The organism is Aliiroseovarius sp. S1123 (assembly GCF_023015885.1).
Taxonomy (GTDB): Bacteria; Pseudomonadota; Alphaproteobacteria; order Rhodobacterales; family Rhodobacteraceae; genus Aliiroseovarius.
Genome location: NZ_JALKBE010000010.1, coordinates 62,315 through 82,643, shown reverse-complemented (window position 1 = coordinate 82,643; position 20,329 = coordinate 62,315). Strand labels below are relative to the sequence as shown.

Genomic DNA, 20,329 nt, shown 5'->3' with positions numbered 1-20,329 from the left:
CATGGGCGGGTTATTCATCAGTTTCGAGGGCATCGACGGCTCGGGCAAGTCGACGCAAGCGCGCCTGCTGGCCGAGGCGCTGCAGCACGCCGGTCACGACGTGGTCCTGACCCGCGAACCCGGCGGATCCGCCGGGGCCGAGGAAATCCGCGCGCTGGTGCTGGAAGGTGACCCCGACCGCTGGTCCGCGGAAACCGAACTTCTGCTCTTCACCGCAGCGCGCCGCGACCATCTGGAACGGTTGATCAACCCGGCGCTGGCCGAGGGCAAGATCGTCATCACCGACCGATTTGCCGATAGCACGCGCATGTATCAGGGCACGCGCTCGGGCGATAAACGTGCGCAGGTTGACGCGCTGCATGATCTGATGATCGGCTGCGAACCGGACGTGACCTTCCTGATCGACATGGACCCGGATCTGGGCCACGCCCGCGCCAAGGGGCGCGGCGGCACCGAAGAACGGTTCGAGGATTTCGGCGCCGAGCTTCAACACAAGATGCGCGCGGGCTTTCTGAAGCTGGCGCAGGACCACCCCGACCGGTTCCGCGTGATCGACGGCACCCGCGACATCAATGTGGTCGCAGCCGATGTGCTGACTACAGCGCAGGACGAAATCAAGGCCCGCACCGCATGAGCACCGATCCCGAAGACATCCCCCAGCCCGACCGGATCGAAGGCGCCCCGCACCCGCGCGAAGCAACGCGCCTGATCGGGCAGGACGCGGCAGAACAGGCATTTCTGACGGCCTATACCTCGGACCGGATGCATCACGGCTGGCTGATCACTGGCCCGCGCGGCGTGGGAAAAGCAACGCTGGCGTGGCGCATCGCGCGCTTCCTGCTGGCCACCCCGCCGGATGATGGTGGCATGTTCGCCGCCCCCGCCCCCGAAACGCTGGACATTTCGCCGGACCACCCGATCGCACACCGTATTGCGGCGCTGTCGGAACCCGGCCTTTTCCTGCTGCGCCGCCCATGGGACGAGAAAGCCAAGCGCCTGAAGGGCGAGATCACAGTGGACGAGGTGCGCAAGCTGAAAAGCTTCTTCGCGCTCTCTGCTGCCGGTGGTGGACGCCGTGTGGTGATTGTCGACGTGGCGGACGAGATGAACACCAACGCCGCCAACGCGCTGTTGAAGCTGCTGGAAGAACCACCCGAGGGCGCTGTGCTGCTGTTGATCAGCCATCAACCCTCGCGCCTTCTGCCCACGATCCGCTCGCGTTGTCGCGAGTTGCGCCTGCCGCCTTTGTCCCCTGATGCGCTTGCCGAGGTCATGGCGGGGCTGGACGAAACGCCTTCTGCTGAAGACGTTCTTCGCCTGAACGAGCTGGCCGCTGGATCGGCGGGCGACGCACTGCGCCTTACCCATCTGAACGGTCTGGGCACCTACGCTGATCTGATTCAGATCTTTCAATCGCGCGAGTTCGACCGCCCCCGCGCGCTGAAACTGGCGGAAAGTGCTGCCGGCAAGGCCAATGCCGAACGGTACGAACTGATCCTGCATCTGTTTAACCTGTTTTTGGCACGATTGGCCCGCCAAGGGACGGGATTTCACCCCGCAGCCGAGGCGGCTCCGGGCGAAGCGGCTTGCCTTGCACGCCTATCGCCTCACCCCTTTGCGGCGCGTTCTTGGGCAAGCCTGCAACAGGAATTGTCGGCCCGCGCAGGCCATGGGCGGGCAGTGAACCTTGACCCGGCTGCGCTCATCCTTGATATGGTTTTCAAGATCAACGACACGGCCGTGAAATTGGCGGCCTGAGGCAAGGACGCCCCCCAATGAGCACGCCAAAAATCACCGACAGCCACTGCCATCTGGACTTCCCCGATTTCGAAGGTCGTCTGGACGAGGTGATTGCCAACGCCGCAGAAGCAGGCGTTGCGCGCATGGTGACGATCTGCACCAAAATGGCCAATCTGGCGCAGGTGCAACCCATTGCTGAGGCGCACTCCCCGGTCTTCTTCGCCGCCGCCACCCACCCGATGAGCGTGGCGTCCGAGCCGATGGTCGCGGTCGACGAACTGGTCTCCCTTGCCGCTCATCCCAAATTCGTCGGCATCGGGGAAACCGGGCTGGACTATCACTATACCGCCGAAAGCCGCGACGTGCAGATTGAAAGCCTGTTGATCCATATCGAGGCCGCACGCCAGACGGGCCTGCCTCTGATCATCCACTCGCGCGATGCAGATGACGACATGGCCCGCATCCTGACCGAAGAACACGCCAAAGGCGCGTTTGACTGCGTAATGCATTGCTTTAGCTCCGGCCCAGACCTGGCCAAAGCCGCGCTGGATCTGGGGTTTTATCTGTCCATGTCCGGCATCGCCGCCTTCCCGCGCAGCAAAGAGGTGCGCGAGATTTTCGCGGCCGCACCCGTCGATCGCATTCTGGTCGAAACCGACGCGCCCTATTTGGCGCCCCCGCCCTACCGCGGCAAGCGCAACGAACCTGCCTACACCGTGCACACGGCCAAAGTGGGCGCCGAACTATATGGCCTCAGCTACGAAGATTTCGCCGCCCAGACCGAGGCAAACTTCGAGCGCCTCTTCGCCAAGGCGGCCGCATATGAGGTGCCCGCATGACGGACCTTACGACCGGCACCCATTTCACCATTCTTGGCTGTGGATCCTCTGGCGGCGTGCCGCGTTTGGGCGGCCAGTGGGGCGATTGCGATCCCAACAACCCCAAAAACCGTCGCACGCGCTGTTCGGCACTAGTGACTCGCGTCGGCGAGGATGGTGGCACCACACGCGTTCTGATCGACACCTCACCTGACATGCGCAGCCAGCTTTTGGATGCAGGCATCGGCGCGCTGGATGCGGTGGTCTATACCCACAGCCACGCGGACCATATGCATGGCATCGATGATCTGCGGATGATCGTCTATAACATGCGCAAACGCGTGCCGGTCTGGGCCGACAGCCCCACGCAGACCGCGCTGATGTCGCGCTTTGGTTATGCGTTTGTGCAGCCCGAAGGGTCGAACTATCCCCCCATTCTGGATCTGCACACGATTAACGGAGACGTGGTGATCGACGGCGAAGGTGGCCCGATCCGCCTGACCCCGTTCGAAGTGCGCCACGGCAATATGGACTCGCTCGGGTTTCGCATCGGCGATCTGGCCTATCTGCCCGATGTCAGCGAGATCCCCGAGGACGTGACCCATGTGCTGCAAGGGCTTGAGACCTTCGTCATCGACTCGTTGCGTCGTTCGCCCCACCCAACCCATTTCAATCTGGATGATGCGCTGGACTGGATTGCCCGCAGCGGGACCAAACAGGGCGTGCTGACCAATATGCATATTGATCTGGACTATGACACGGTCCTCGCGGAAACGCCCGACAATGTGACCGTGGCCTTTGACGGGATGGTCCTGCCCATTCGGCATTCATGAACGCTCTGATCGACATCGTCCTGCCGGTCTTTCTGGTGGTCGGTTTTGGCTATGTCGTGCGTTGGCGCAATGTGTTGTCGGATGGTGCAATTGATGGGCTGATGAAGTTCGCCCAAAGCGTTGCCATCCCTTGCCTTCTGTTTCTGGCGATTGCCCGTTTGGATCTGAAAGCCGAGTTCAATGCACCCCTGCTTCTCAGCTTCTACACAGGTGCATTGGCCGGATTCTTCGCAGGCCTCTTTGCCGCGCGGTATCTGTTTGGCCGACCTTGGACGGACGCGGTGGCCATCGGGTTTGTCTCGCTCTTTTCAAACTCGCTTTTGCTGGGCCTGCCCATCACCGAACGCGCCTTCGGCCCTGATGCCTTGGCCGGGAACTATGCGATCATCGCTCTGCATGCGCCGTTTTGCTATGCGATTGGTATCACCGCGATGGAGATCGCACGCGCGCAAGGAAACGGCGCGCTGCAAACGCTGCGCCAGATCGGTCGTGCGATGGTGCGCAACATTCTGGTCATGGCGATTGCCGCAGGATTTGTGGTTAACCTGACCGGCTTCCCCTTGCCCGGCGTGCTGGCCGAAGCCTTGGCCCTTGTGGGTCGCGCGGCCCTTCCGACCGCACTATTTGCCCTTGGGGGGGTGCTGTACCTGTACCGGCCCGAGGGCGATCTGAAGATCGTGGCGTTCCTTTGCCTCATCTCGCTGATCGTACACCCCGCCATCACATGGACCTTGGGAAGCACCTTCGCGTTGGAAACGGACGCCTTCCGATCCGCCATCCTGACCGCCGCCAGTGCCCCCGGCATAAACGCCTATGTCTTTGCGAACCTCTATGGCGTTGGCAAACGCGTGGCGGCCACGACGGTACTGGTGGGCACTGCGCTGTCCATCTTTACCGTCTGGGGCTGGCTTGCCCTTTTGGGCGCTGCCTGATCCATTCTGCACCTGCCTTCCTAGGTATTGTTACCAATAGAAGTACGAGAATAATTTCTCGTAACATATCTATTGTGGCGAATCGTCATTCGGACTATATTCGACCAAACGGTCAGCAATACTCCAAGCCGCCGCAAGCTTATCCCGCGCCGCGCTTGGACATTCCGGGAGGGATATATGGAAGCTTTCATCTGCGACGCGGTGCGCACTCCGATCGGTCGATATGGCGGGGCGCTGTCCAGCGTTCGGGCCGACGACCTAGCCGCACTGCCCATCGCCGCTTTGAAAGAGCGCAACCCAGATGTGGACTGGGCGTCGATTGATGACGTGATCTATGGCTCGGCCAACCAGGCAGGCGAAGACAACCGCAACGTGGCGCGCATGGCGGCCCTTCTGGCCGGTCTGCCGGTCGAAGTTCCGGGCACGACGATCAACCGTCTATGTGCCTCGGGAATGGATGCGGTCGGCATGGCAGCACGTGGCGTGAAAGCGGGCGATTATGACCTGTGTATCGCTGGCGGCGTCGAAAGCATGAGCCGCGCGCCCTTCGTGATGCCGAAAGCCACCAGCGCCTTCACCCGCGCCAATGCGGTTTACGACACCACCATCGGCTGGCGTTTCGTAAACCCGAAGATGGACAAACTGCACGGCACCCATTCGATGCCGCAAACCGCGGACAACGTGGCCGAGGACTATAACGTCAGCCGCGAAGACCAAGACGCATTCGCCGCCCGCAGCCAAGCCCGCTGGGCCGCCGCGCACGAGGCAGGCACCTTCGCGGACGAGATCATTCCCGTGACCATCCCACAGCGCAAGGGCGATCCGATTGTTGTCGACACCGACGAACATCCCCGCCCCGGCACCTCGGCTGAGAAGCTGTCTGGCCTGCGCGGCGTGAACGGTCCAGACCTGACGGTCACCGCGGGCAATGCCTCGGGCGTGAACGATGGGGCGGCCGCGATGCTGATCGCCTCGGAAGCCGCAGCCAACGCAAACAATCTGAAACCGATGGCCCGTGTGGTCGCCATGCAAGCGGCAGGTGTTGCGCCCCGCGTCATGGGCATCGGCCCGGTTCCGGCCAGCCGCAAGGCGCTGGACAAGGCCGGTCTGACCATCGACCAGATCGATGTGATAGAATTGAACGAAGCGTTCGCAAGCCAAGGTCTTGCCACGCTGCGCGAACTGGGTGTCGCGGATGATGATCCGCGTGTGAACCCGAATGGCGGTGCGATTGCACTGGGCCACCCGCTGGGCATGTCCGGCGCGCGCCTTGTACTGACCGCCGCATATCAACTGCAACGCACCGGTGGGCGCTATGCGCTGTGCACCATGTGCGTAGGTGTGGGACAGGGCGTTGCCCTTATTCTGGAAAGGATCTGACGATGTATGCACAGATGATCACAGCCGAGGCCTCGGACGAGGATCCCAAGCTGCTTGAAGAGTTTCAGGCGCGGATCGACCGCGACGAAAAGATCGAGCCGAAAGACTGGATGCCGATGGCGTATCGCAAAACGCTGATCCGCCAGATCGGCCAGCACGCGCACTCGGAAGTTGTCGGCCAGCTGCCCGAGGGCAACTGGATCACCCGCGCCCCGACGCTGGAGCGTAAGGCGATCCTGCTGGCAAAAGTTCAGGACGAGGCAGGCCACGGTCTGTATCTGTACTCGGCCGCGGAAACGCTGGGTGTATCGCGCGACGAGCTGGTCGAGCTGCTGCACGAAGGTAAGATGAAGTATTCGTCGATCTTCAACTACCCCACCCTGAACTGGGCCGATATCGGCGCCGTGGGCTGGCTGGTGGATGGCGCGGCCATCGTGAACCAGGTGGCGCTGCAGCGGACCTCGTACGGTCCCTATAGCCGCGCGATGATCCGTATCTGTAAGGAAGAAAGCTTCCACGCACGTCAGGGCTATCACGCGATCATGCAGATGGCCTTTGGCACGCCTGCTCAGAAAGCCATGGCACAAGACGCCGTGAACCGCCTGTGGTTCCCCGCGATCATGATGTTCGGCCCGTCGGACAGCGAAAGCGTGCATTCGGAACAGTCGATGACCTGGAAGATCAAGGTGCGTTCGAACGACGACCTGCGTCAGCAATTTGTCGACCAGACCATTCCTCAGATCGAGTATCTGGGTCTGGACCTGCCCGATCCCGGCATCAAATGGAACGAAGAACGCGGTCACTATGACTATTCGGACCCCGACTGGACCGAGTTCTTCAACGTTATCAAAGGCAAAGGCCCCTGCAACGTGGACCGTCTGAACGACCGGACCAACGCTTGGGAAGACGGCGCATGGGTGCGCGACGGTCTTCTGGCCCATGGCCGCAAAAAAGCCGCTGCACGCACAGCCGCCGAATAAGGAGAGATCACATGTCGAAAGAATGGCCCCTCTGGGAAGTATTTATCCGCGGTCAGCATGGCCTGAGCCACCGTCACGTGGGCAGCCTGCACGCACCGGACGCTGAAATGGCGATCAAGAACGCCCGTGACGTGTACACCCGTCGCAACGAAGGCGTGTCGATCTGGGTTGTGGAAGCACAGCACATTGCAGCCTCGTCGCCTGAAGAAAAAGGCCCGCTCTACGAGCCTTCGAACTCGAAGGTCTATCGTCACCCGACCTTCTTCGACATCCCCGAAGAAGTGGGGCACATGTAATGGCTGACAACGCTCTTTTTCAATTTCTGCTGCGGATGGGCGACAACAGCCTGATCCTTGGCCACCGCGTCAGCGAGTGGTGTGGCCATTCGCCGGTGCTGGAAGAAGATATCGCACTGGCCAACACCGCGCTTGACCTGATTGGTCAGACGCAATTCTGGCTGGGCCTTGCGGGTGAAGTCGAAGGCAAAGGCCGCTCGGCTGACGATCTGGCTTTCCTGCGCGACGCTTGGGATTACCGCAACGTTCTGCTGTGTGAGCTGCCCAACGGTGATTTCGGCCGGACCCTGATGCGCCAGTTCCTTTATGACGCATGGGCGTCGGTGATGCTGGGCCGCTTGATGACGTCGTCGAACGAACGTGTGGCGGCGATCGCGGCCAAAGCCTCCAAGGAAGTTGCCTATCACGTGGAACGCTCGGGCGACACGGTGGTTGGTCTTGGCGACGGGACCGAGGAAAGCCACGCCCGCATGCAGGCGGCACTCGATTACCTCTGGCCCTATGTGGGCGAAATGTTCGACGGTGACGAGGTTGACGCGGCCATGGTCAAGGCAGGCATTGCCCCCGATCCCGCCAGCTTGCGCGAAGAATATGACGCGCTGGTGAGCAAGGTTTTGGGCCAAGCAACCCTGACCATCCCGACCGACACGTTCCACCACAAGGGTGGGCGCACGGGCTATATGCACACCGAGCATCTGGGCCATCTGCTCTGCTCCATGCAGTGGTTGCAGCGCGCTTATCCCGGCGCGACCTGGTAAGATGGGTCAGCCGTCGGTAGATACGATCTGGGACTGGTTGGACCAGGTGCCCGACCCCGAGATCCCCGTGATCTCGTTGGTCGACCTGGGCATCATCCGGGATGTGAAGTGGGAAGGCGACACCTTGAAGGTCGCCGTCACCCCCACCTATTCCGGCTGTCCGGCCACGTCCGTGATCAATTTCGATATCGAGACCGCGTTGCGCGACCGCGGAATCGAGAAGCTGACCCTGACACAGCAACTGTCCCCCCCGTGGACCACCGACTGGCTGTCGGACAAGGGCAAAGCGGCGCTGGAGAAATTCGGCATCGCCCCCCCTTCCCCCAAAGGCGAACCCGATCGCTGCCCCAATTGCGGTGGCCATGATCTGGAACGCACCAGCCAATTCGGCTCGACCCCATGCAAGGCGCTCTGGCGATGCCGCGACTGCCTTGAACCCTTTGATTACTTCAAGTGCATCTAGGAGACACCCATGGCGCGCTTCCACAATCTTACTGTGACCGATATCCAGAAAACCATCCGTGACGCGGTGGTTGTAACGCTCACCCCTGACGACCCTGAAGCTTTCGACTTCACCCAAGGCCAATACCTCACCTTCCGTCGCGACTTTGACGGGCAGGAACTGCGCCGTTCTTACTCGATCTGTTCGGGTCTGGACGACGGCAAGCTGCAGGTGGGCATCAAACGTGTCGATGGTGGCGCGTTCTCGACCTGGGCCAATGAAGAGCTGGCCGAGGGTGCGATGATCGAAGCCATGCCCCCCATGGGCAACTTCCACATCCCGCTGGATGCGACCACCAACCGCCATTATCTGGGCTTTGCAGGCGGGTCGGGCATCACGCCGGTTCTGTCGATCATCAAAACCACGCTGGCGCGCGAACCGCAATCGGAATTCACGCTGGTCTACGCCAACAAGGCCGTGACCACGATCATGTTCCGCGAGGAACTGGAAGACCTGAAGAACCGCTATATGGGCCGCTTCAACGTGATCCATATTCTGGAAAGCGACGCGCAGGAAATCGACCTGTTCACCGGTCTGGTGGACGAGGCGAAATGCGCGGCTCTCTTCAAGAACTGGATTGACATCAAATCCGTCGACACCGCTTTCATCTGTGGTCCCGAACCAATGATGCTGGGCATTGCCAAGGCACTGCGCGATCATGGGCTGGACGATGCCCAGATCAAGTTCGAGCTGTTTGCCTCAAGCCAACCGGGCCGTGCGGCCAAGAAAGCCTCCAGCAAAGCTGCTGTCTCTGGCGAAGGCATCGAGGCCGTGATCGCCATGGACGGCGCAAGCCGCACCATCACCATGGACGGCGAGACCTCGATCCTGGATGCGGCTTTGGCCAATGACATGGACGCGCCATATGCCTGTAAGGCCGGTGTCTGCTCGACCTGTCGCTGTAAGGTTCTGGAAGGCGACGTGGACATGATCACCAACCACGCGCTGGAAGATTACGAGGTCGAGAAAGGCTATGTCCTTTCCTGCCAATCCTATGCCCGCTCGGGCAAAGTCGTCGTCGATTTCGACCAGTAAGGAGACCCCAATGTCTGATATGAGCATCACCGATTATCTGGCTCAGGGCGGTGTCCTGACCAATCCCGAAAACGTCCCGGCGCGCTATCGCGCCGAGCTGATGCGCCTGATGGCCACTTTCGTCGACAGCGCATTGGCAGGCGCTGCTGGCTTCGCCGACATCATCAACGAAGGTCCGGGCATCAAGGAACGCATCGCGGCTGCCAAGATCGTTCTGGAAAAGACCGACAACGCCGACAAGGTTCTGTCGATCATGGGCGATTTTGGCGCCAACACCGCACGCTATGCCAACCACCACCCGTGGACGGATCGTGTGGCGCGCGACGCCGATATCGGCACCTCGCGCACCGACACGGACATGCGTCTGTCGGTCTTCAACTATCCCATGCAGGGCTGGTCGGATGCCGTGGTCATGAACCTTCTTATGGGTCTGGCCGTTGGCGTGCAGATGAGCGAGTTCAAACGCGTCTCTTATGCGCCTTTGGCTGAAGCCTTCCGCGCCGTTGCACCGGTCGAGGCCCGTCACGCTGAATTGGCCGCCGAGGGCATTGAACGCCTTGTGGAAACTGGAACCAGTATGGCCGACCTGCAAGCCAGCGTCGACTATTGGTGGCCCCGCGTCGCCGCAAGCTTCGGTAAAGATGTATCGACCCGCGCCAGCCAGTTGCAAGCCTTTGGGCTGCGCCATTCTTCGAATGCGGAACTGCGCGAAGAATGGGAAGCCGCTGCGGCAACCGCATTGGACAAACTTGGGCTGAGCGCGCCTTAAGCGCCGCCCGACCGCATACGAACAGAGGACAGAGAATGACCCTGATGAAAGTCTCCAGCTTCGCGGCTGGTCAATGGATCGCACCGGGCGCAAATGCCCGCCCCATCGCCTCGGCCATCACCGGGCTGCCGCTTGCCGAAGCCGGCGGCGCGGATCTGGATATGCAGGCGATGATCGACTATGCGCGCAATGTGGGTGGCCCAGCCCTGCGCGAAATGGGCTTTCATGACCGCGCCAAGATGCTGAAAGCACTGGCAATGGAATTGGGTCAGCACAAGCAGGAACTCTACGACCTCAGCTTCGACACGGGCGCCACGCAATCGGATCACATGATCGACATCGACGGCGGTGTAGGCACTGTGTTCGTCTTTGCCTCTAAAGGTCGACGCGAGATGCCGGACGGTAAAGTCTATATCGACGGCGAGATCGAGCAACTGTCGCGCAACGGCACCTTCCTTGGCATGCACATTGCAACCCCGCTGCAAGGCGTGGCCGTCCACATCAACGCGTTCAACTTCCCGGTCTGGGGCATGTTGGAAAAATTGGCCCCGACCCTGCTGGCTGGTGTGCCAGCCATCGTAAAACCCGCGACGGCCACATCTTACGTGACCGAAGCCGCCGTACGCATCATGTTGGACAGTGGCATCTTGCCTGAAGGCGCGCTGCAGCTGATCTCGGGCGGCACAGGCGACCTTCTGGACCGTCTTGGCCCGCAGGATATCGTCAGCTTCACCGGCTCGGCTCAGACCGCGTCGATGCTGCGCTCGAACCCGAACATCCTGAAGAACTCGGTGCGGTTCGTGGCCGAACAGGACAGCCTGAACGCGTCGATCTTGGGCCCGGATGTCACGCCGGACACCGCGGAATTTGACCTCTTTATCAAAGAGGTACATCGCGAGATGACCACGAAGGCCGGTCAGAAATGTACCGCCATCCGCCGCATCATCGCGCCGGAAGAACAGGTTCAGAACGTGATCGAGGCCCTGTCGGCCCGTCTTGACAAAACCGTCATCGGTGACCCGCGTGCAGAAGGCGTGCGCATGGGTGCACTGGTCTCGGCCGGACAGAAAACGGATGTGTTGCAGAAGGCCGCCGCGATCGGATCGGAAAGCAAGATGGTCTATGGCAACCCAGATGACATCGATTTCGAAGGCGACGTTGATCCAGGCGCTTTCGTGAAGCCGATGCTGTTCCACTGCGAAAACCCCGACACCGCCACCATTGTGCATGAATGCGAGGCGTTCGGCCCCGTGTCGACCATCATGGGCTATCGAGACATCGCCCACGCCATCGAATTGGCAAACAAGGGCGAAGGCTCGTTGGTCGCCTCGGTTATCACCGGATCGGGCGACGTAGCGCGCGAAGTTGCTATGGGGGCCGGCGCCTTCCACGGTCGCCTGTATTTCAACAACGCAACCTCGATGAAAGAATCCACCGGCCACGGCTCTCCCCTGCCCCATATGGTGCATGGCGGTCCGGGTCGTGCTGGCGGCGGCGAGGAAATGGGCGGTGTCCGTGGTGTACTACACTACATGCAACGGACCGCCATTCAGGGCAGCCCCGACATCCTGACCTCGATCGGCGGGCGCTGGGTGCCTGGCGCGACGGAAATCGAAGGCCCCGCCCACCCGTTCACCCGCAAATATGGTGAGCTGTCGATTGGCGAGACGCTGCACACCAAGTCGCGCGAGATCACGTTGGACGATATCGAGCATTTCGCGCATTTCACCGGTGACACCTTCTATGCCCATATGGACAGCGATGCGGCCAAGCGAAATCCGTTCTTCCCGGATCGCGTGGCGCATGGCTATCTGCTGCTGTCCTTCGCCGCTGGCCTGTTTGTCGAGCCCAACGAAGGCCCCGTTCTGGCCAATACCGGACTTGACAACCTGCGGTTTATGAAGCCGGTAGAGGCTGGTGACAGCATGAAAGTGCGCCTGACCGTGAAGGCCAAAACGCGCCGCACGGATGAATATGGTGAAGTGCGCTGGCATGTCACCCTGACCAACCAGGATGACGACTTGGTGGCAGAATACGAGCTGCTGACAATGAACGCCTATTGAGGACCCGATGACACTGACCGACCCGCTTCAGGATACACTGACGCACCTGCGCGACAGCAGTGATCTGCGCGTCTGGTCGGTGATCGTCACCTTGATGGGGGATCTGACCGTTATGGGTGCGCCGGATACTGATGCGTCCGGCGTTTCCGGTCAGGCTTTGGGCAAGGTCATGTCCGCCCTCGGCATCCGCCCCGAAGCCACCCGCGTGGCCCTGCACCGGCTGCGCAAGGATGGCTGGATTGAAAGCACGCGGCACGGCCGCCGGTCGGTCTATCACCTGACACCGGACGGGCTGGCCCAGACCAAGGCTGTGGCCGATCGCATCTATGGCCCGGCCCGCCGCGCACCTGTTCAATGGCACCTGCTGGTCCTGCCGCCTCAGGCAGAGGATGACGGCAGCTTTGACACCTTGATCGCTGAGGGGTTCAGCGAGCTTACGCCCGGCGTATTCTTGGGTACCGCTGCCCCGCAAGCCACCCCCGACGCCCTGCATCTTTCCGATCCGAATGCCGAGTTGCCCAGTTGGGTCATCGCAACGCTCGCGCCGCTAAAGTTGCAAATGGATTCGGATCAGTTGCGAAAAACAATTGACCGCCTTCCACTAGATGCGTTGCACGACCTACCCCCGCTGGATCGCGCCGCGCTTCGACTGGTTTTGCTGCATGAATGGCGGCGTATTGCACTTCGTCTGCCCGATCTTCCGGTCGAAGCAATCTGCCCCGAGCTTCAAGTGCGCGGGTTGGTGCAAGAGGCGCTCAGCGCGCTTGGGCCGTTGTCGATTGAACAGCTGACCCCATAAATGAAAACGGCCCCGCGCAGGTTGCTTAGGGCCGTTCTATCGTTTCTCGTCTAGATTATGCGTGTTCCAGCAGCCCCTTATCGGCGGCAAGCTCTTGCATGCGCTTTTGCAGCTTTTCGAAGGCGCGCACTTCGATCTGACGGATCCGCTCGCGACTGACGTCATAGACCCCCGACAGGTCTTCAAGCGTGACCGGCTTGTCCTGCAGACGGCGCTGGGTCAGGATGTCTTTCTCGCGGTCGTTCAGAACGTCCATGGCTTGGGCCAGCAGCTCGCGACGGACGTTCATCTCATCGGTTTCGGCATAGTCGCCCGCTTGGTCGGCATCTTCATCTTCCAGCCAGTCCTGCCACTGCATAGCTCCTTCGCCGTCGTTCGAGACAGTCGCGTTCAGCGACGCATCCCCACCCGACAGGCGACGGTTCATGGAAATCACCTCTTCCTCGGTCACGTTCAGATCTTCTGCAATTTTCTGAACGTTCTCGGGACGCAGGTCACCCTCTTCCAGCGCACCGATGCGCGCCTTCGCCTTACGCAGGTTGAAGAACAGCTTTTTCTGGGCCGATGTCGTGCCAAGCTTCACTAGCGACCACGAGCGCAGGATGTATTCCTGAATCGAGGCACGGATCCACCACATGGCATAGGTCGCTAAGCGGAAGCCCTTTTCCGGGTCAAAGCGTTTCACAGCCTGCATCAGGCCCACGTTCGCTTCGGAAATCACCTCGGCCTGCGGCAAACCATAGCCGCGATAGCCCATGGCGATCTTGGCCGCCAGACGCAGATGCGAGTTGACCATCTGGTGCGCCGCATCGCGATCTTCATGGTCCGCCCAGCGTTTGGCCAGCATATATTCCTCTTCCGGCTCCAGCATCGGGAACTTCCTGATTTCCTGAAGATAACGGTTCAAACCGCCTTCTGGCGTCGGGGCCGGTAAATTTTTATAGTTGCTCATCGTGGCAAACGTCTCCTGTCCGCTCCCCTCATGTTTAGGGGCTTAACATCGAAATAAGCCCTACAACACGGTTTTCAAGAGGGTGTCGTCGAATTTCGTTACCAGAGTATGAACCTATGAGGGCAATTGTAAGAGGATGACACATTGCCTCACGTCTTCGTGCAGAAAGTTGCAAATGCAAATTAAAGCAGCGGGGCCATCATTCCGACCGCGTTGATCAGAACCCGCCGGGAAATCGACCAACTCTCGACCTTCTTTCGCGACACGGGCAGAGAGGCCTTCAGGAACAGCTCTTGCTTGGCAACGATCGCACCGACCGTTGCCGGATCTGCCAACATCATGCTGTTTTCATAGTTCAGATCAAAACTCCGCCGGTCCAGATTGGGGGACCCAACCAAAGCCGCCTGCCCGTCCACGGTCAGGATCTTCGCGTGTAGAAGGCCGGGCTGGAACTCATGGATCTCGACTCCAGCTTTCAACAGCGCACGATAGAAGCTCCGCGAAGCGAATCCTACGAAATGGCTGTCATTATTGGCGGGCACGTTCAGCCGCACCCGCACGCCTCGGACGGCTGTGGCGCAAATCTGCTGCTGAAGGGCTTCGGATGGCACATAGTAGGGCGTGGTGATCACCACCTCCTCCTGTGCCGAGGCCAGAAGCATCTGCGCCATATCCGGTACGCCCTGCACGCTGATGTTCGGCCCCGTCCCGGCGACCACGGCCGGAAACCCACCTTCTCGCACAGGCGTTTCGCGCTGCAGAACGGACGAAATATCCGCCCCGCCATTCACCATCCAATCCGACACAAACAGCCGTTGCGACTGCCATGCCACCGGGCCGGTGATGCGCATCATGATATCGACCCAGGGCGCGAATTTCTTCTTCACCAGAAAGGCCGCGTCGGCGCAGTTCTGGCTGCCCACATAGGTCGTGTCATGGTCGATCACGATGATCTTGCGGTGGTTGCGGATATCAAGCCGGCGGAAGAAGGCTGCAAAAAGGGCGAAGCGGAAGGCAAAGGCCACGACGGTTTCTACCCCCGCCTCTTTCATTCTCTTCCACAAAGGATCGGCCAGCAGGCCACGCGACCCAAGCCCGTCCACGATAACACGGCAGGTTACACCGCGCGCAGCCGCGCGCATCAAGGCCTCGGCCACGCGGGTCCCGTTGCGATCGGTGAGCCAGATATAGAACAGCAGATGTACGTGATCTTGGGCCGCTTCGATGTCTGCAATCAGCCAATCAATGCTTTCGTCACTATTCGTCGTGACCTTGGCGTGATTGCCCGCCACCGGCCGAAACCCATTGACCGATGCCGCACGCGCGAAAGATTGGCGATATAACAAAGGCAGCTCTGGTGGTTGCAACTCCCCCTTGGGGCGCTTGGGAAGCTCGCGCCGCAAGTCTTTGAGTTTCTTATCTGATCTACGATCCGAACTTGTATCCCCAAGAAAGAAATACGCGATGATTCCAACCAGCGGCAGTGACATGATCACAACGACCCACGCCAGCCGCGACGCCGCCGAGCGGTGTTCTCGGGTCACAGCACGAGCAATGGTTGCGATGTCCAAAAGCACCAGAAGGACAGCCCAAGTGCTGCCCCAGGTAAGTGCCCAGGAAATCTCGAACATGCTCGCTTTACCTCTTACGAAGCGTGCGAGGGTCAGCCCGCGCGCAGGGTTTCGATCAATTCCAGCATATCGTCAGGAATTGGGGCTTCAAAGCTGAGTTTTTCACCCGAGACCGGATGCACGAACCCCAGCGTCGCTGCGTGCAGCGCCTGGCGCGGGAAGGTGCGTGCAGCTTCGACAGCGTCGGGGCCAATCACCTTCACGTTCAACTTGCGCCGCCCGCCATAGGTGGGGTCTCCGATCAGCCCGTGTCCCGCATGGGCCATGTGCACACGAATTTGGTGGGTCCGTCCTGTTTCCAACCAGCATTCGATCAGCGCGGCTTGCACCGGCGTGCCAAAGCTTTCCAAGATCCGTGCCCGCGTCACCGCATGGCGCCCCCCCGAAAACAGTACGGCCTGCTTTTGGCGATCCGTTTTGTGCCGCGCCAACTGGGTGGTGATCTTCAGGATGTTGCCCTTCTCAAAGCTTGTCCCCTTGATGCCGCCCAGACGCGGGTCCGCCTGATCCGGCGCGCCGTGGGTGACGGCCAGATAATGCCGCTCGGCCGAGTGTGCTTCGAACTGCTTGGCCAACCCGTGATGCGCCGCATCGGATTTGGCGACCACCAGCAGGCCTGAAGTGTCCTTGTCGATCCGATGCACGATGCCGGGGCGCTTTTCGCCGCCGACGCCAGACAGGTTGCCGCCAAAGTGATGCAGCAGCGCGTTGACCAGCGTGCCCGTGGGCGTGCCGGGCGCGGGGTGTACCACCATGCCTGCAGGCTTGTTCACCACGATCAGATCGTCGTCCTCATAGACGATGTCCAGCGGGATATCTTCGGGGCCAATATGGCTTTCATTGGCCTCGGGCACCCGAATCTCCAATTCGTCGCCTTCCGCCAGCTTCCCTCGCGGATCATCCATAACCCGACCGTCCATCATGACCGCCCCATCGGCAATCAGCTTGGCCAATCGGGACCGCGACAGGTTTGCTTCCTCTGGCACATCGCGCGCAATCGCCTTATCAAGACGCTTGGGCGGGTTCTCGGCTATGATGACCCGGACAATCCGGTGCGAGGTAGACATGGATAAAACTCCTGAACAGGAACTGGACGCAGCCCTGGAAGACAGCGTGGGCCTTGGCACCGTGCGCTATCTGAAAACGATTGTCACGGCAATGACGGTGGCAACGATTCTGGGGATGATCGTGCTGATCACCGTTGTGGTGCTGCGATTCTCTCAGACCGCGTCCGAGGCATCACCTCTGCCCTTGCCAGATCAGATCACCCTGCCAGAGGGCGTGACGGCAGAGGCTGTCACACTGGGCCGCGACTGGATCGGTATCGTCTCGGGGGACGAGATTCTGATCTACGGTACAGACGGACAGCTTCAAAACCGCATCAAACTGCGCTGAACCATTCGCAAATTTCAAAAGGGGGGGATGGTACCGACACCCCGGCTCGAACGGGGGACCTCTTGATCCACAATCAAGCGCTCTAACCTACTGAGCTATGTCGGCACGCTGGATGCGTTTACCCCCACCTGCGGGGCTTTGCAAGAGGTCGCGGGTTGAAAAATGTACGAAAGCGCACTAACCCGATCAGAAGAAATTCAGGAGGCCACACATGGGCATCAACGACGAAAGTGACATCGACGCAAACCTTCAGATCGGGCCGACCTCGATTGGAATGGTGCGCCTTTATGTGGAAGGTGGCGGCGTGGAACTGCCGATGGATTTCGAACCGGAAGAGGCCGAAGAAATCGCGGAAGAGCTGTTGACCGCTGCCAAACAGGCACGTGCGCTGGCAGACAGCGCCAAGTCGAAAAAGTAACGTTTTCTAGACGTTGACCAAAGCCGCCACGCCGGGATCGCGAAAACCTTGCAACCGGCGCGCGGCATGAGTCGCAAATTTCTGCACCATCACTTTGCGCCGGGCCGGTGCCAGCTTGTCTTCCGGCCCCATACGCAGAATCTCGGCGTCATAGCTATCTGCAATGATTAGCCCTGTGTCGTCGGGCAATAATTCGGTCGGAAAATCGGAATCAACAGCCCAGAAATAACGGTCACACCATTCCAGATACCCCTGCCATTTGCTGTCTGACGTGAAATCCACACGCGATGATTTGCACTCGATCACCCAGATCTCGCCCTTTGGCCCCAATGCCATCACGTCGACCCGCAGACCCCGCGTGGGCACCAGCTCTTCGACCGTCACGAACCCATGGCTTAGCATGTGGCGGCACACGCCGCGCGCCAGCAATTGTCCGGGCATCAAGGATTGGTCAGTTACAGCCATACATCCACCCGAACATTTCGTGAACAAATTGTCAATGGATCAGACAGACTCGCGCGCGCCCTTGCGCCCTGCTCGCCATGCGCCTATCTAGGCAAAGGCGGCTTCTGCCCTTCGCGTCACATGCGGGTAAAATTCCGGTGGCCTTAAGCAATTCCGAGGGAGCTGGCTCTGTTTGGGCCGTGGTCCACTTACCCGGCGCCCACCTGTATATACAGGTCCTCGGGAATTCAGACCCCGACGGTTGCGGTGGGGCCGCCACTTACCACCTTCACTCCAGCGCCAGTGCGCTTTAGTTGATCTTGTCCAGAAGCTGTCCGCGCACATCTTCGGGGACGAACTTGCTGACATCGCCGCCCAGCTTGGCGATCTCTTTCACCAGTTTCGACGCAATCGCCTGATAGCGTGCTTCGGCCATCAGGAACACAGTCTCGACGCTGTCATCCATCGCGCGGTTCATGCCAACCATCTGATATTCATACTCAAAATCCGTCACAGCGCGCAGACCCCGAATGATGATCTGCGCGCCAACATCATGGGCGCAATCAATCAGAAGGTTTTGAAATGGGTGGGCAACAATCTCGGTCCCGGTTTCGGCGGCCAGCTTTGCGCATTCGCTTTCAACCATCGCCACGCGCTCTTCCAGCGAGAACAAAGGCCCCTTACCCGTGTTGATGGCAACGCCAATTACCAGCCGATCCACCAGTGCACAGGCACGACGAATGATGTCGGTGTGCCCCAAAGTGATCGGGTCGAAAGTTCCGGGATACAATCCGATGCGCATGATCTGGTCTCCTTGCAGTGGGCGCACGCAACATTATGGCGCGCCCAAATGCAAGCTTTTTCCGCAGTGCAGCGTATTCCTACGTAAAGCGTTTCGGAGCAAACTTGGGCCTCAAGTTTGTTTCGAAACGCCCGCAACACGGATATCTAGCACTGCGTTTCGGCTTTTCCCTTCGCAGGTCAAACCCGAAACGCTTCCATTGGCTGTCAGTAACCCATGATCATGTTTTTCAGCGCATCCGCCTGTTGCGAAAGCTCCTCCAAACGCGCTTTGACCACGTCTCCAATCGAGACCAGCCCGACCATCTCGTCGCCTTCCATCACCGGCATGTGGCGGAAGCGGCCCTCGGTCATGGTCTGCAGCACCTGAATGGCCCGATCGCCCGGCGAACAGGTGATCAGCTTCGCCGTCATCAGGTCATCGACCGGCTGATCCAGACAGCCCGTGCCGACCTTGCCCAGCTCAGAAACGATGTCGCGCTCGGACAGAATACCCGCCGGATGTACGCCATCTGAAGACACGATGACCGCGCCGATCTTCTTTTCAGACAAAAGCTGTGCTGCATCTGCCACCTTGCTGCCCGGCTTGACCGTTGCAACGCCCTCGAGGTCTTTATCTTTGAGGATCTGGTGAATGAGCATGGGCGCCCTCCTGTCTGTATGTATTGTATTTTTCTGTCCCCAGCGTCACCCTTAGCGCAACAAAATGTCAAGAGCTCTTTGCACCTGCAGCACTAAACTTGCACCATTCCTTCAAGACGGGCCACTTCGTCGCGGATGCCGCGCAACAGCTCTTCGCCCACGCGGGCGAACCGCTCCATACGCGCGTCTCCTTCGTGGCGCACCAGATAGAATGACCGTTTGATCGACAATTCATCTGTCAGGACGCGCCTCAACTCTGGCGCCGAGGGCAGAATGAAATCATGGGTCACGCCAACCCCGCCGCCCTGCTTCACCAGCCCCAGTTGAACCGACACGAGGTTCGATGCGAGCGCTGTCTTCTCGACCCCAAGATCCTCGAGGAAGTCCAACTCCGGATACGAGATCATGTCCTGAATATACCCGACCACTGGATGATTGCGCAGATCGGCCAAACTGTCCAAGGGCGCCGCTTGCGCCAAATAGCTGTGCGACGCGGCAAGATGCAGATGATAATCCGTGATCTTTTGAACTGTGATCCGCCCAGTCTGCGGTGGCGAAACCGTAATCGCCATATCGGCCTCGCGCTTTGATAGGTTGATCACGCGCGGAAGGGCCACAATCTGCAACTCCAGCTCAGGATGATCACGTTGAATCGCAGCGCAGACCTGCGGCAGGATGAAACTTGCCACCCCATCGGTGGCCCCGATCCGCACTTGCCCGGACAACTGGCCAGACTGCCCTGCCAACTCGTCCACCCCAGACATCACCGCCTGCTCGGCCCGCTCCGCATGGGCCAACAAGCGCAGCCCCGCATCGGTCAGCGCATACCCTTGCGAAGACTTCGTAAACAAGGGCAGCCCCAGATCCGCCTCAAGCTTCGATACTCGCCGCCCCACGGTCGCCGCATCCCGCTTCAACATACGCCCAGCGCGCGACAGGCTTTCCCCACGCGCGACCGCCAAAAACACTTTCAGATCATCCCAATCCACCGCCACCCTCTCTTCCTCTTGCACCAAATACCTTGGGGTGAGGCCGTCAGGCCGAGGGGCAAAGCCCCTGCCCCATCTCTCACCCACACACGCATCATTGCAAAAACGCAAAACGCTTTTGGAAAACTACCCCTTTCCCCGGCAATTCTGCA

General features: G+C 60.1%; 23 protein-coding genes and 1 tRNA gene. 16 read left to right on the top strand and 8 right to left on the bottom strand.

Features of this window, described 5'->3' with window-relative positions:
- Nucleotide 1 precedes the first annotated feature (1 nt).
- The 14 genes from tmk to MWU53_RS15205 all read left to right on the top strand — a co-directional run bounded on the left by tmk (nt 2) and on the right by MWU53_RS15205 (nt 12,905).
- Entirely contained in the window at nt 2–634 is a 633-nt protein-coding gene (gene tmk, locus MWU53_RS15270) for a dTMP kinase (protein ID WP_247094511.1), read from the top strand.
- The gene (locus MWU53_RS15265) at nt 631–1,758 is read left to right on the top strand and encodes a DNA polymerase III subunit delta' (RefSeq protein ID WP_247094510.1); all 1,128 of its coding nucleotides are present in this window, start codon (nt 631–633) and stop codon (nt 1,756–1,758) included. The genes tmk and MWU53_RS15265 overlap by 4 nt, the downstream gene beginning before the upstream one ends.
- A 17-nt stretch (nt 1,759–1,775) precedes the next feature.
- A complete protein-coding gene (locus MWU53_RS15260; protein ID WP_247094509.1) occupies nt 1,776–2,579 on the top strand; it encodes a TatD family hydrolase in 804 nt (267 codons plus the stop codon).
- On the top strand, nt 2,576–3,391 hold the full coding sequence (locus tag MWU53_RS15255; RefSeq protein WP_247094508.1) for an MBL fold metallo-hydrolase: 816 nt from the start codon (nt 2,576–2,578) through the stop codon (nt 3,389–3,391). The genes MWU53_RS15260 and MWU53_RS15255 overlap by 4 nt, the downstream gene beginning before the upstream one ends.
- Complete coding sequence (locus MWU53_RS15250; protein ID WP_247094507.1) at nt 3,388–4,323, top strand: AEC family transporter; 936 nt, start codon at nt 3,388–3,390, stop codon at nt 4,321–4,323. The genes MWU53_RS15255 and MWU53_RS15250 overlap by 4 nt, the downstream gene beginning before the upstream one ends.
- Before the next feature lie 177 nt (nt 4,324–4,500).
- A complete protein-coding gene (gene pcaF / locus MWU53_RS15245; RefSeq protein WP_247094506.1) occupies nt 4,501–5,703 on the top strand; it encodes a 3-oxoadipyl-CoA thiolase in 1,203 nt (400 codons plus the stop codon).
- Nucleotides 5,704–5,705: 2 nt separating this feature from the next.
- Nucleotides 5,706–6,683, top strand: coding sequence for a 1,2-phenylacetyl-CoA epoxidase subunit PaaA (paaA, locus tag MWU53_RS15240; RefSeq protein WP_247094505.1), 978 nt, complete (start codon nt 5,706–5,708; stop codon nt 6,681–6,683).
- A gap of 11 nt (nt 6,684–6,694) precedes the next feature.
- Entirely contained in the window at nt 6,695–6,979 is a 285-nt protein-coding gene (paaB, locus tag MWU53_RS15235) for a 1,2-phenylacetyl-CoA epoxidase subunit PaaB (RefSeq protein ID WP_108856777.1), read from the top strand.
- Nucleotides 6,979–7,737, top strand: coding sequence for a 1,2-phenylacetyl-CoA epoxidase subunit PaaC (gene paaC / locus MWU53_RS15230; protein ID WP_247094504.1), 759 nt, complete (start codon nt 6,979–6,981; stop codon nt 7,735–7,737). Before paaB ends, paaC begins: the two co-directional genes overlap by 1 nt.
- Before the next feature lies 1 nt (nt 7,738).
- Nucleotides 7,739–8,200: a 1,2-phenylacetyl-CoA epoxidase subunit PaaD gene (gene paaD, locus MWU53_RS15225; RefSeq protein WP_247094503.1), complete on the top strand. Its 462-nt coding sequence runs from the start codon at nt 7,739–7,741 to the stop codon at nt 8,198–8,200.
- A 9-nt stretch (nt 8,201–8,209) separates the two neighbouring features.
- Nucleotides 8,210–9,274 (top strand): 2Fe-2S iron-sulfur cluster-binding protein, encoded by a 1,065-nt coding sequence (locus MWU53_RS15220; protein WP_247094502.1) that lies wholly within the window; start codon nt 8,210–8,212, stop codon nt 9,272–9,274.
- A gap of 10 nt (nt 9,275–9,284) precedes the next feature.
- Nucleotides 9,285–10,043, top strand: a complete 759-nt coding sequence (locus MWU53_RS15215) for a Phenylacetic acid catabolic protein (RefSeq protein ID WP_247094501.1) — start codon at nt 9,285–9,287, stop codon at nt 10,041–10,043.
- A 35-nt stretch (nt 10,044–10,078) separates the two neighbouring features.
- Nucleotides 10,079–12,106: a phenylacetic acid degradation bifunctional protein PaaZ gene (paaZ, locus tag MWU53_RS15210; RefSeq protein ID WP_247094500.1), complete on the top strand. Its 2,028-nt coding sequence runs from the start codon at nt 10,079–10,081 to the stop codon at nt 12,104–12,106.
- Between the two features lie 7 nt (nt 12,107–12,113).
- Nucleotides 12,114–12,905, top strand: a complete 792-nt coding sequence (locus tag MWU53_RS15205) for a PaaX family transcriptional regulator (protein WP_247094499.1) — start codon at nt 12,114–12,116, stop codon at nt 12,903–12,905.
- Nucleotides 12,906–12,960: 55 nt separating this feature from the next.
- Here MWU53_RS15205 and rpoH read toward each other — a convergent pair whose 3' ends face one another.
- From rpoH to MWU53_RS15190, 3 genes are all read right to left on the bottom strand, one after another.
- Nucleotides 12,961–13,857, bottom strand: coding sequence for an RNA polymerase sigma factor RpoH (rpoH, locus tag MWU53_RS15200; RefSeq protein WP_247094498.1), 897 nt, complete (start codon nt 13,855–13,857; stop codon nt 12,961–12,963).
- 182 nt (nt 13,858–14,039) lie between these two features.
- Complete coding sequence (gene cls / locus MWU53_RS15195; RefSeq protein WP_247094497.1) at nt 14,040–15,488, bottom strand: cardiolipin synthase; 1,449 nt, start codon at nt 15,486–15,488, stop codon at nt 14,040–14,042.
- A gap of 32 nt (nt 15,489–15,520) precedes the next feature.
- Nucleotides 15,521–16,555 carry an RluA family pseudouridine synthase gene (locus tag MWU53_RS15190; RefSeq protein WP_247094496.1) on the bottom strand — a complete coding sequence of 345 codons (1,035 nt, stop codon included), beginning with the start codon at nt 16,553–16,555 and terminating at the stop codon, nt 15,521–15,523.
- Between MWU53_RS15190 and MWU53_RS15185 the strand changes: the two genes are divergently transcribed.
- The gene (locus MWU53_RS15185; protein ID WP_247094495.1) at nt 16,554–16,883 is read left to right on the top strand and encodes a DUF6476 family protein; all 330 of its coding nucleotides are present in this window, start codon (nt 16,554–16,556) and stop codon (nt 16,881–16,883) included. The two genes, MWU53_RS15190 and MWU53_RS15185, sit on opposite strands and share 2 nt — an antisense overlap.
- A 28-nt stretch (nt 16,884–16,911) precedes the next feature.
- On the opposite strand, the gene MWU53_RS15180 is transcribed toward MWU53_RS15185, so the two are convergent.
- Nucleotides 16,912–16,988 (bottom strand) — tRNA-His (locus MWU53_RS15180).
- A gap of 106 nt (nt 16,989–17,094) precedes the next feature.
- On the opposite strand from MWU53_RS15180, the gene MWU53_RS15175 reads away from it, so the two are divergent.
- Entirely contained in the window at nt 17,095–17,301 is a 207-nt protein-coding gene (locus MWU53_RS15175) for a DUF6324 family protein (protein ID WP_163038448.1), read from the top strand.
- A gap of 6 nt (nt 17,302–17,307) precedes the next feature.
- Here MWU53_RS15175 and MWU53_RS15170 read toward each other — a convergent pair whose 3' ends face one another.
- From MWU53_RS15170 to MWU53_RS15155, 4 genes are all read right to left on the bottom strand, one after another.
- Nucleotides 17,308–17,766, bottom strand: coding sequence for an MmcB family DNA repair protein (locus MWU53_RS15170; RefSeq protein ID WP_247094494.1), 459 nt, complete (start codon nt 17,764–17,766; stop codon nt 17,308–17,310).
- Between the two features lie 289 nt (nt 17,767–18,055).
- Nucleotides 18,056–18,547 carry a pantetheine-phosphate adenylyltransferase gene (gene coaD, locus MWU53_RS15165; protein ID WP_163038450.1) on the bottom strand — a complete coding sequence of 164 codons (492 nt, stop codon included), beginning with the start codon at nt 18,545–18,547 and terminating at the stop codon, nt 18,056–18,058.
- Between the two features lie 206 nt (nt 18,548–18,753).
- Nucleotides 18,754–19,188: a CBS domain-containing protein gene (locus MWU53_RS15160; protein ID WP_247094493.1), complete on the bottom strand. Its 435-nt coding sequence runs from the start codon at nt 19,186–19,188 to the stop codon at nt 18,754–18,756.
- A gap of 92 nt (nt 19,189–19,280) precedes the next feature.
- Nucleotides 19,281–20,183: a LysR family transcriptional regulator gene (locus MWU53_RS15155; protein ID WP_247094492.1), complete on the bottom strand. Its 903-nt coding sequence runs from the start codon at nt 20,181–20,183 to the stop codon at nt 19,281–19,283.
- Between the last annotated feature and the right edge of the window lie 146 nt (nt 20,184–20,329).

Excerpts from the sequence above, each read along its gene's own strand:
- tmk (WP_247094511.1), top strand. The coding sequence starts at position 2 with ATGGGCGGGTTATTCATCAGTTTCGAGGGCATCGACGGCTCGGGCAAG.
- MWU53_RS15265 (WP_247094510.1), top strand. The coding sequence starts at position 631 with ATGAGCACCGATCCCGAAGACATCCCCCAGCCCGACCGGATCGAAGGC.
- MWU53_RS15260 (WP_247094509.1), top strand. The coding sequence starts at position 1,776 with ATGAGCACGCCAAAAATCACCGACAGCCACTGCCATCTGGACTTCCCC.
- MWU53_RS15255 (WP_247094508.1), top strand. The coding sequence starts at position 2,576 with ATGACGGACCTTACGACCGGCACCCATTTCACCATTCTTGGCTGTGGA.
- MWU53_RS15250 (WP_247094507.1), top strand. The coding sequence starts at position 3,388 with ATGAACGCTCTGATCGACATCGTCCTGCCGGTCTTTCTGGTGGTCGGT.
- pcaF (WP_247094506.1), top strand. The coding sequence starts at position 4,501 with ATGGAAGCTTTCATCTGCGACGCGGTGCGCACTCCGATCGGTCGATAT.
- paaA (WP_247094505.1), top strand. The coding sequence starts at position 5,706 with ATGTATGCACAGATGATCACAGCCGAGGCCTCGGACGAGGATCCCAAG.
- paaB (WP_108856777.1), top strand. The coding sequence starts at position 6,695 with ATGTCGAAAGAATGGCCCCTCTGGGAAGTATTTATCCGCGGTCAGCAT.
- paaC (WP_247094504.1), top strand. The coding sequence starts at position 6,979 with ATGGCTGACAACGCTCTTTTTCAATTTCTGCTGCGGATGGGCGACAAC.
- paaD (WP_247094503.1), top strand. The coding sequence starts at position 7,739 with ATGGGTCAGCCGTCGGTAGATACGATCTGGGACTGGTTGGACCAGGTG.
- MWU53_RS15220 (WP_247094502.1), top strand. The coding sequence starts at position 8,210 with ATGGCGCGCTTCCACAATCTTACTGTGACCGATATCCAGAAAACCATC.
- MWU53_RS15215 (WP_247094501.1), top strand. The coding sequence starts at position 9,285 with ATGTCTGATATGAGCATCACCGATTATCTGGCTCAGGGCGGTGTCCTG.
- paaZ (WP_247094500.1), top strand. The coding sequence starts at position 10,079 with ATGACCCTGATGAAAGTCTCCAGCTTCGCGGCTGGTCAATGGATCGCA.
- MWU53_RS15205 (WP_247094499.1), top strand. The coding sequence starts at position 12,114 with ATGACACTGACCGACCCGCTTCAGGATACACTGACGCACCTGCGCGAC.
- rpoH (WP_247094498.1), bottom strand. The coding sequence starts at position 13,857 with ATGAGCAACTATAAAAATTTACCGGCCCCGACGCCAGAAGGCGGTTTG.
- cls (WP_247094497.1), bottom strand. The coding sequence starts at position 15,488 with ATGTTCGAGATTTCCTGGGCACTTACCTGGGGCAGCACTTGGGCTGTC.
- MWU53_RS15185 (WP_247094495.1), top strand. The coding sequence starts at position 16,554 with ATGGATAAAACTCCTGAACAGGAACTGGACGCAGCCCTGGAAGACAGC.
- MWU53_RS15190 (WP_247094496.1), bottom strand. The coding sequence starts at position 16,555 with ATGTCTACCTCGCACCGGATTGTCCGGGTCATCATAGCCGAGAACCCG.
- MWU53_RS15175 (WP_163038448.1), top strand. The coding sequence starts at position 17,095 with ATGGGCATCAACGACGAAAGTGACATCGACGCAAACCTTCAGATCGGG.
- MWU53_RS15170 (WP_247094494.1), bottom strand. The coding sequence starts at position 17,766 with ATGGCTGTAACTGACCAATCCTTGATGCCCGGACAATTGCTGGCGCGC.
- coaD (WP_163038450.1), bottom strand. The coding sequence starts at position 18,547 with ATGCGCATCGGATTGTATCCCGGAACTTTCGACCCGATCACTTTGGGG.
- MWU53_RS15160 (WP_247094493.1), bottom strand. The coding sequence starts at position 19,188 with ATGCTCATTCACCAGATCCTCAAAGATAAAGACCTCGAGGGCGTTGCA.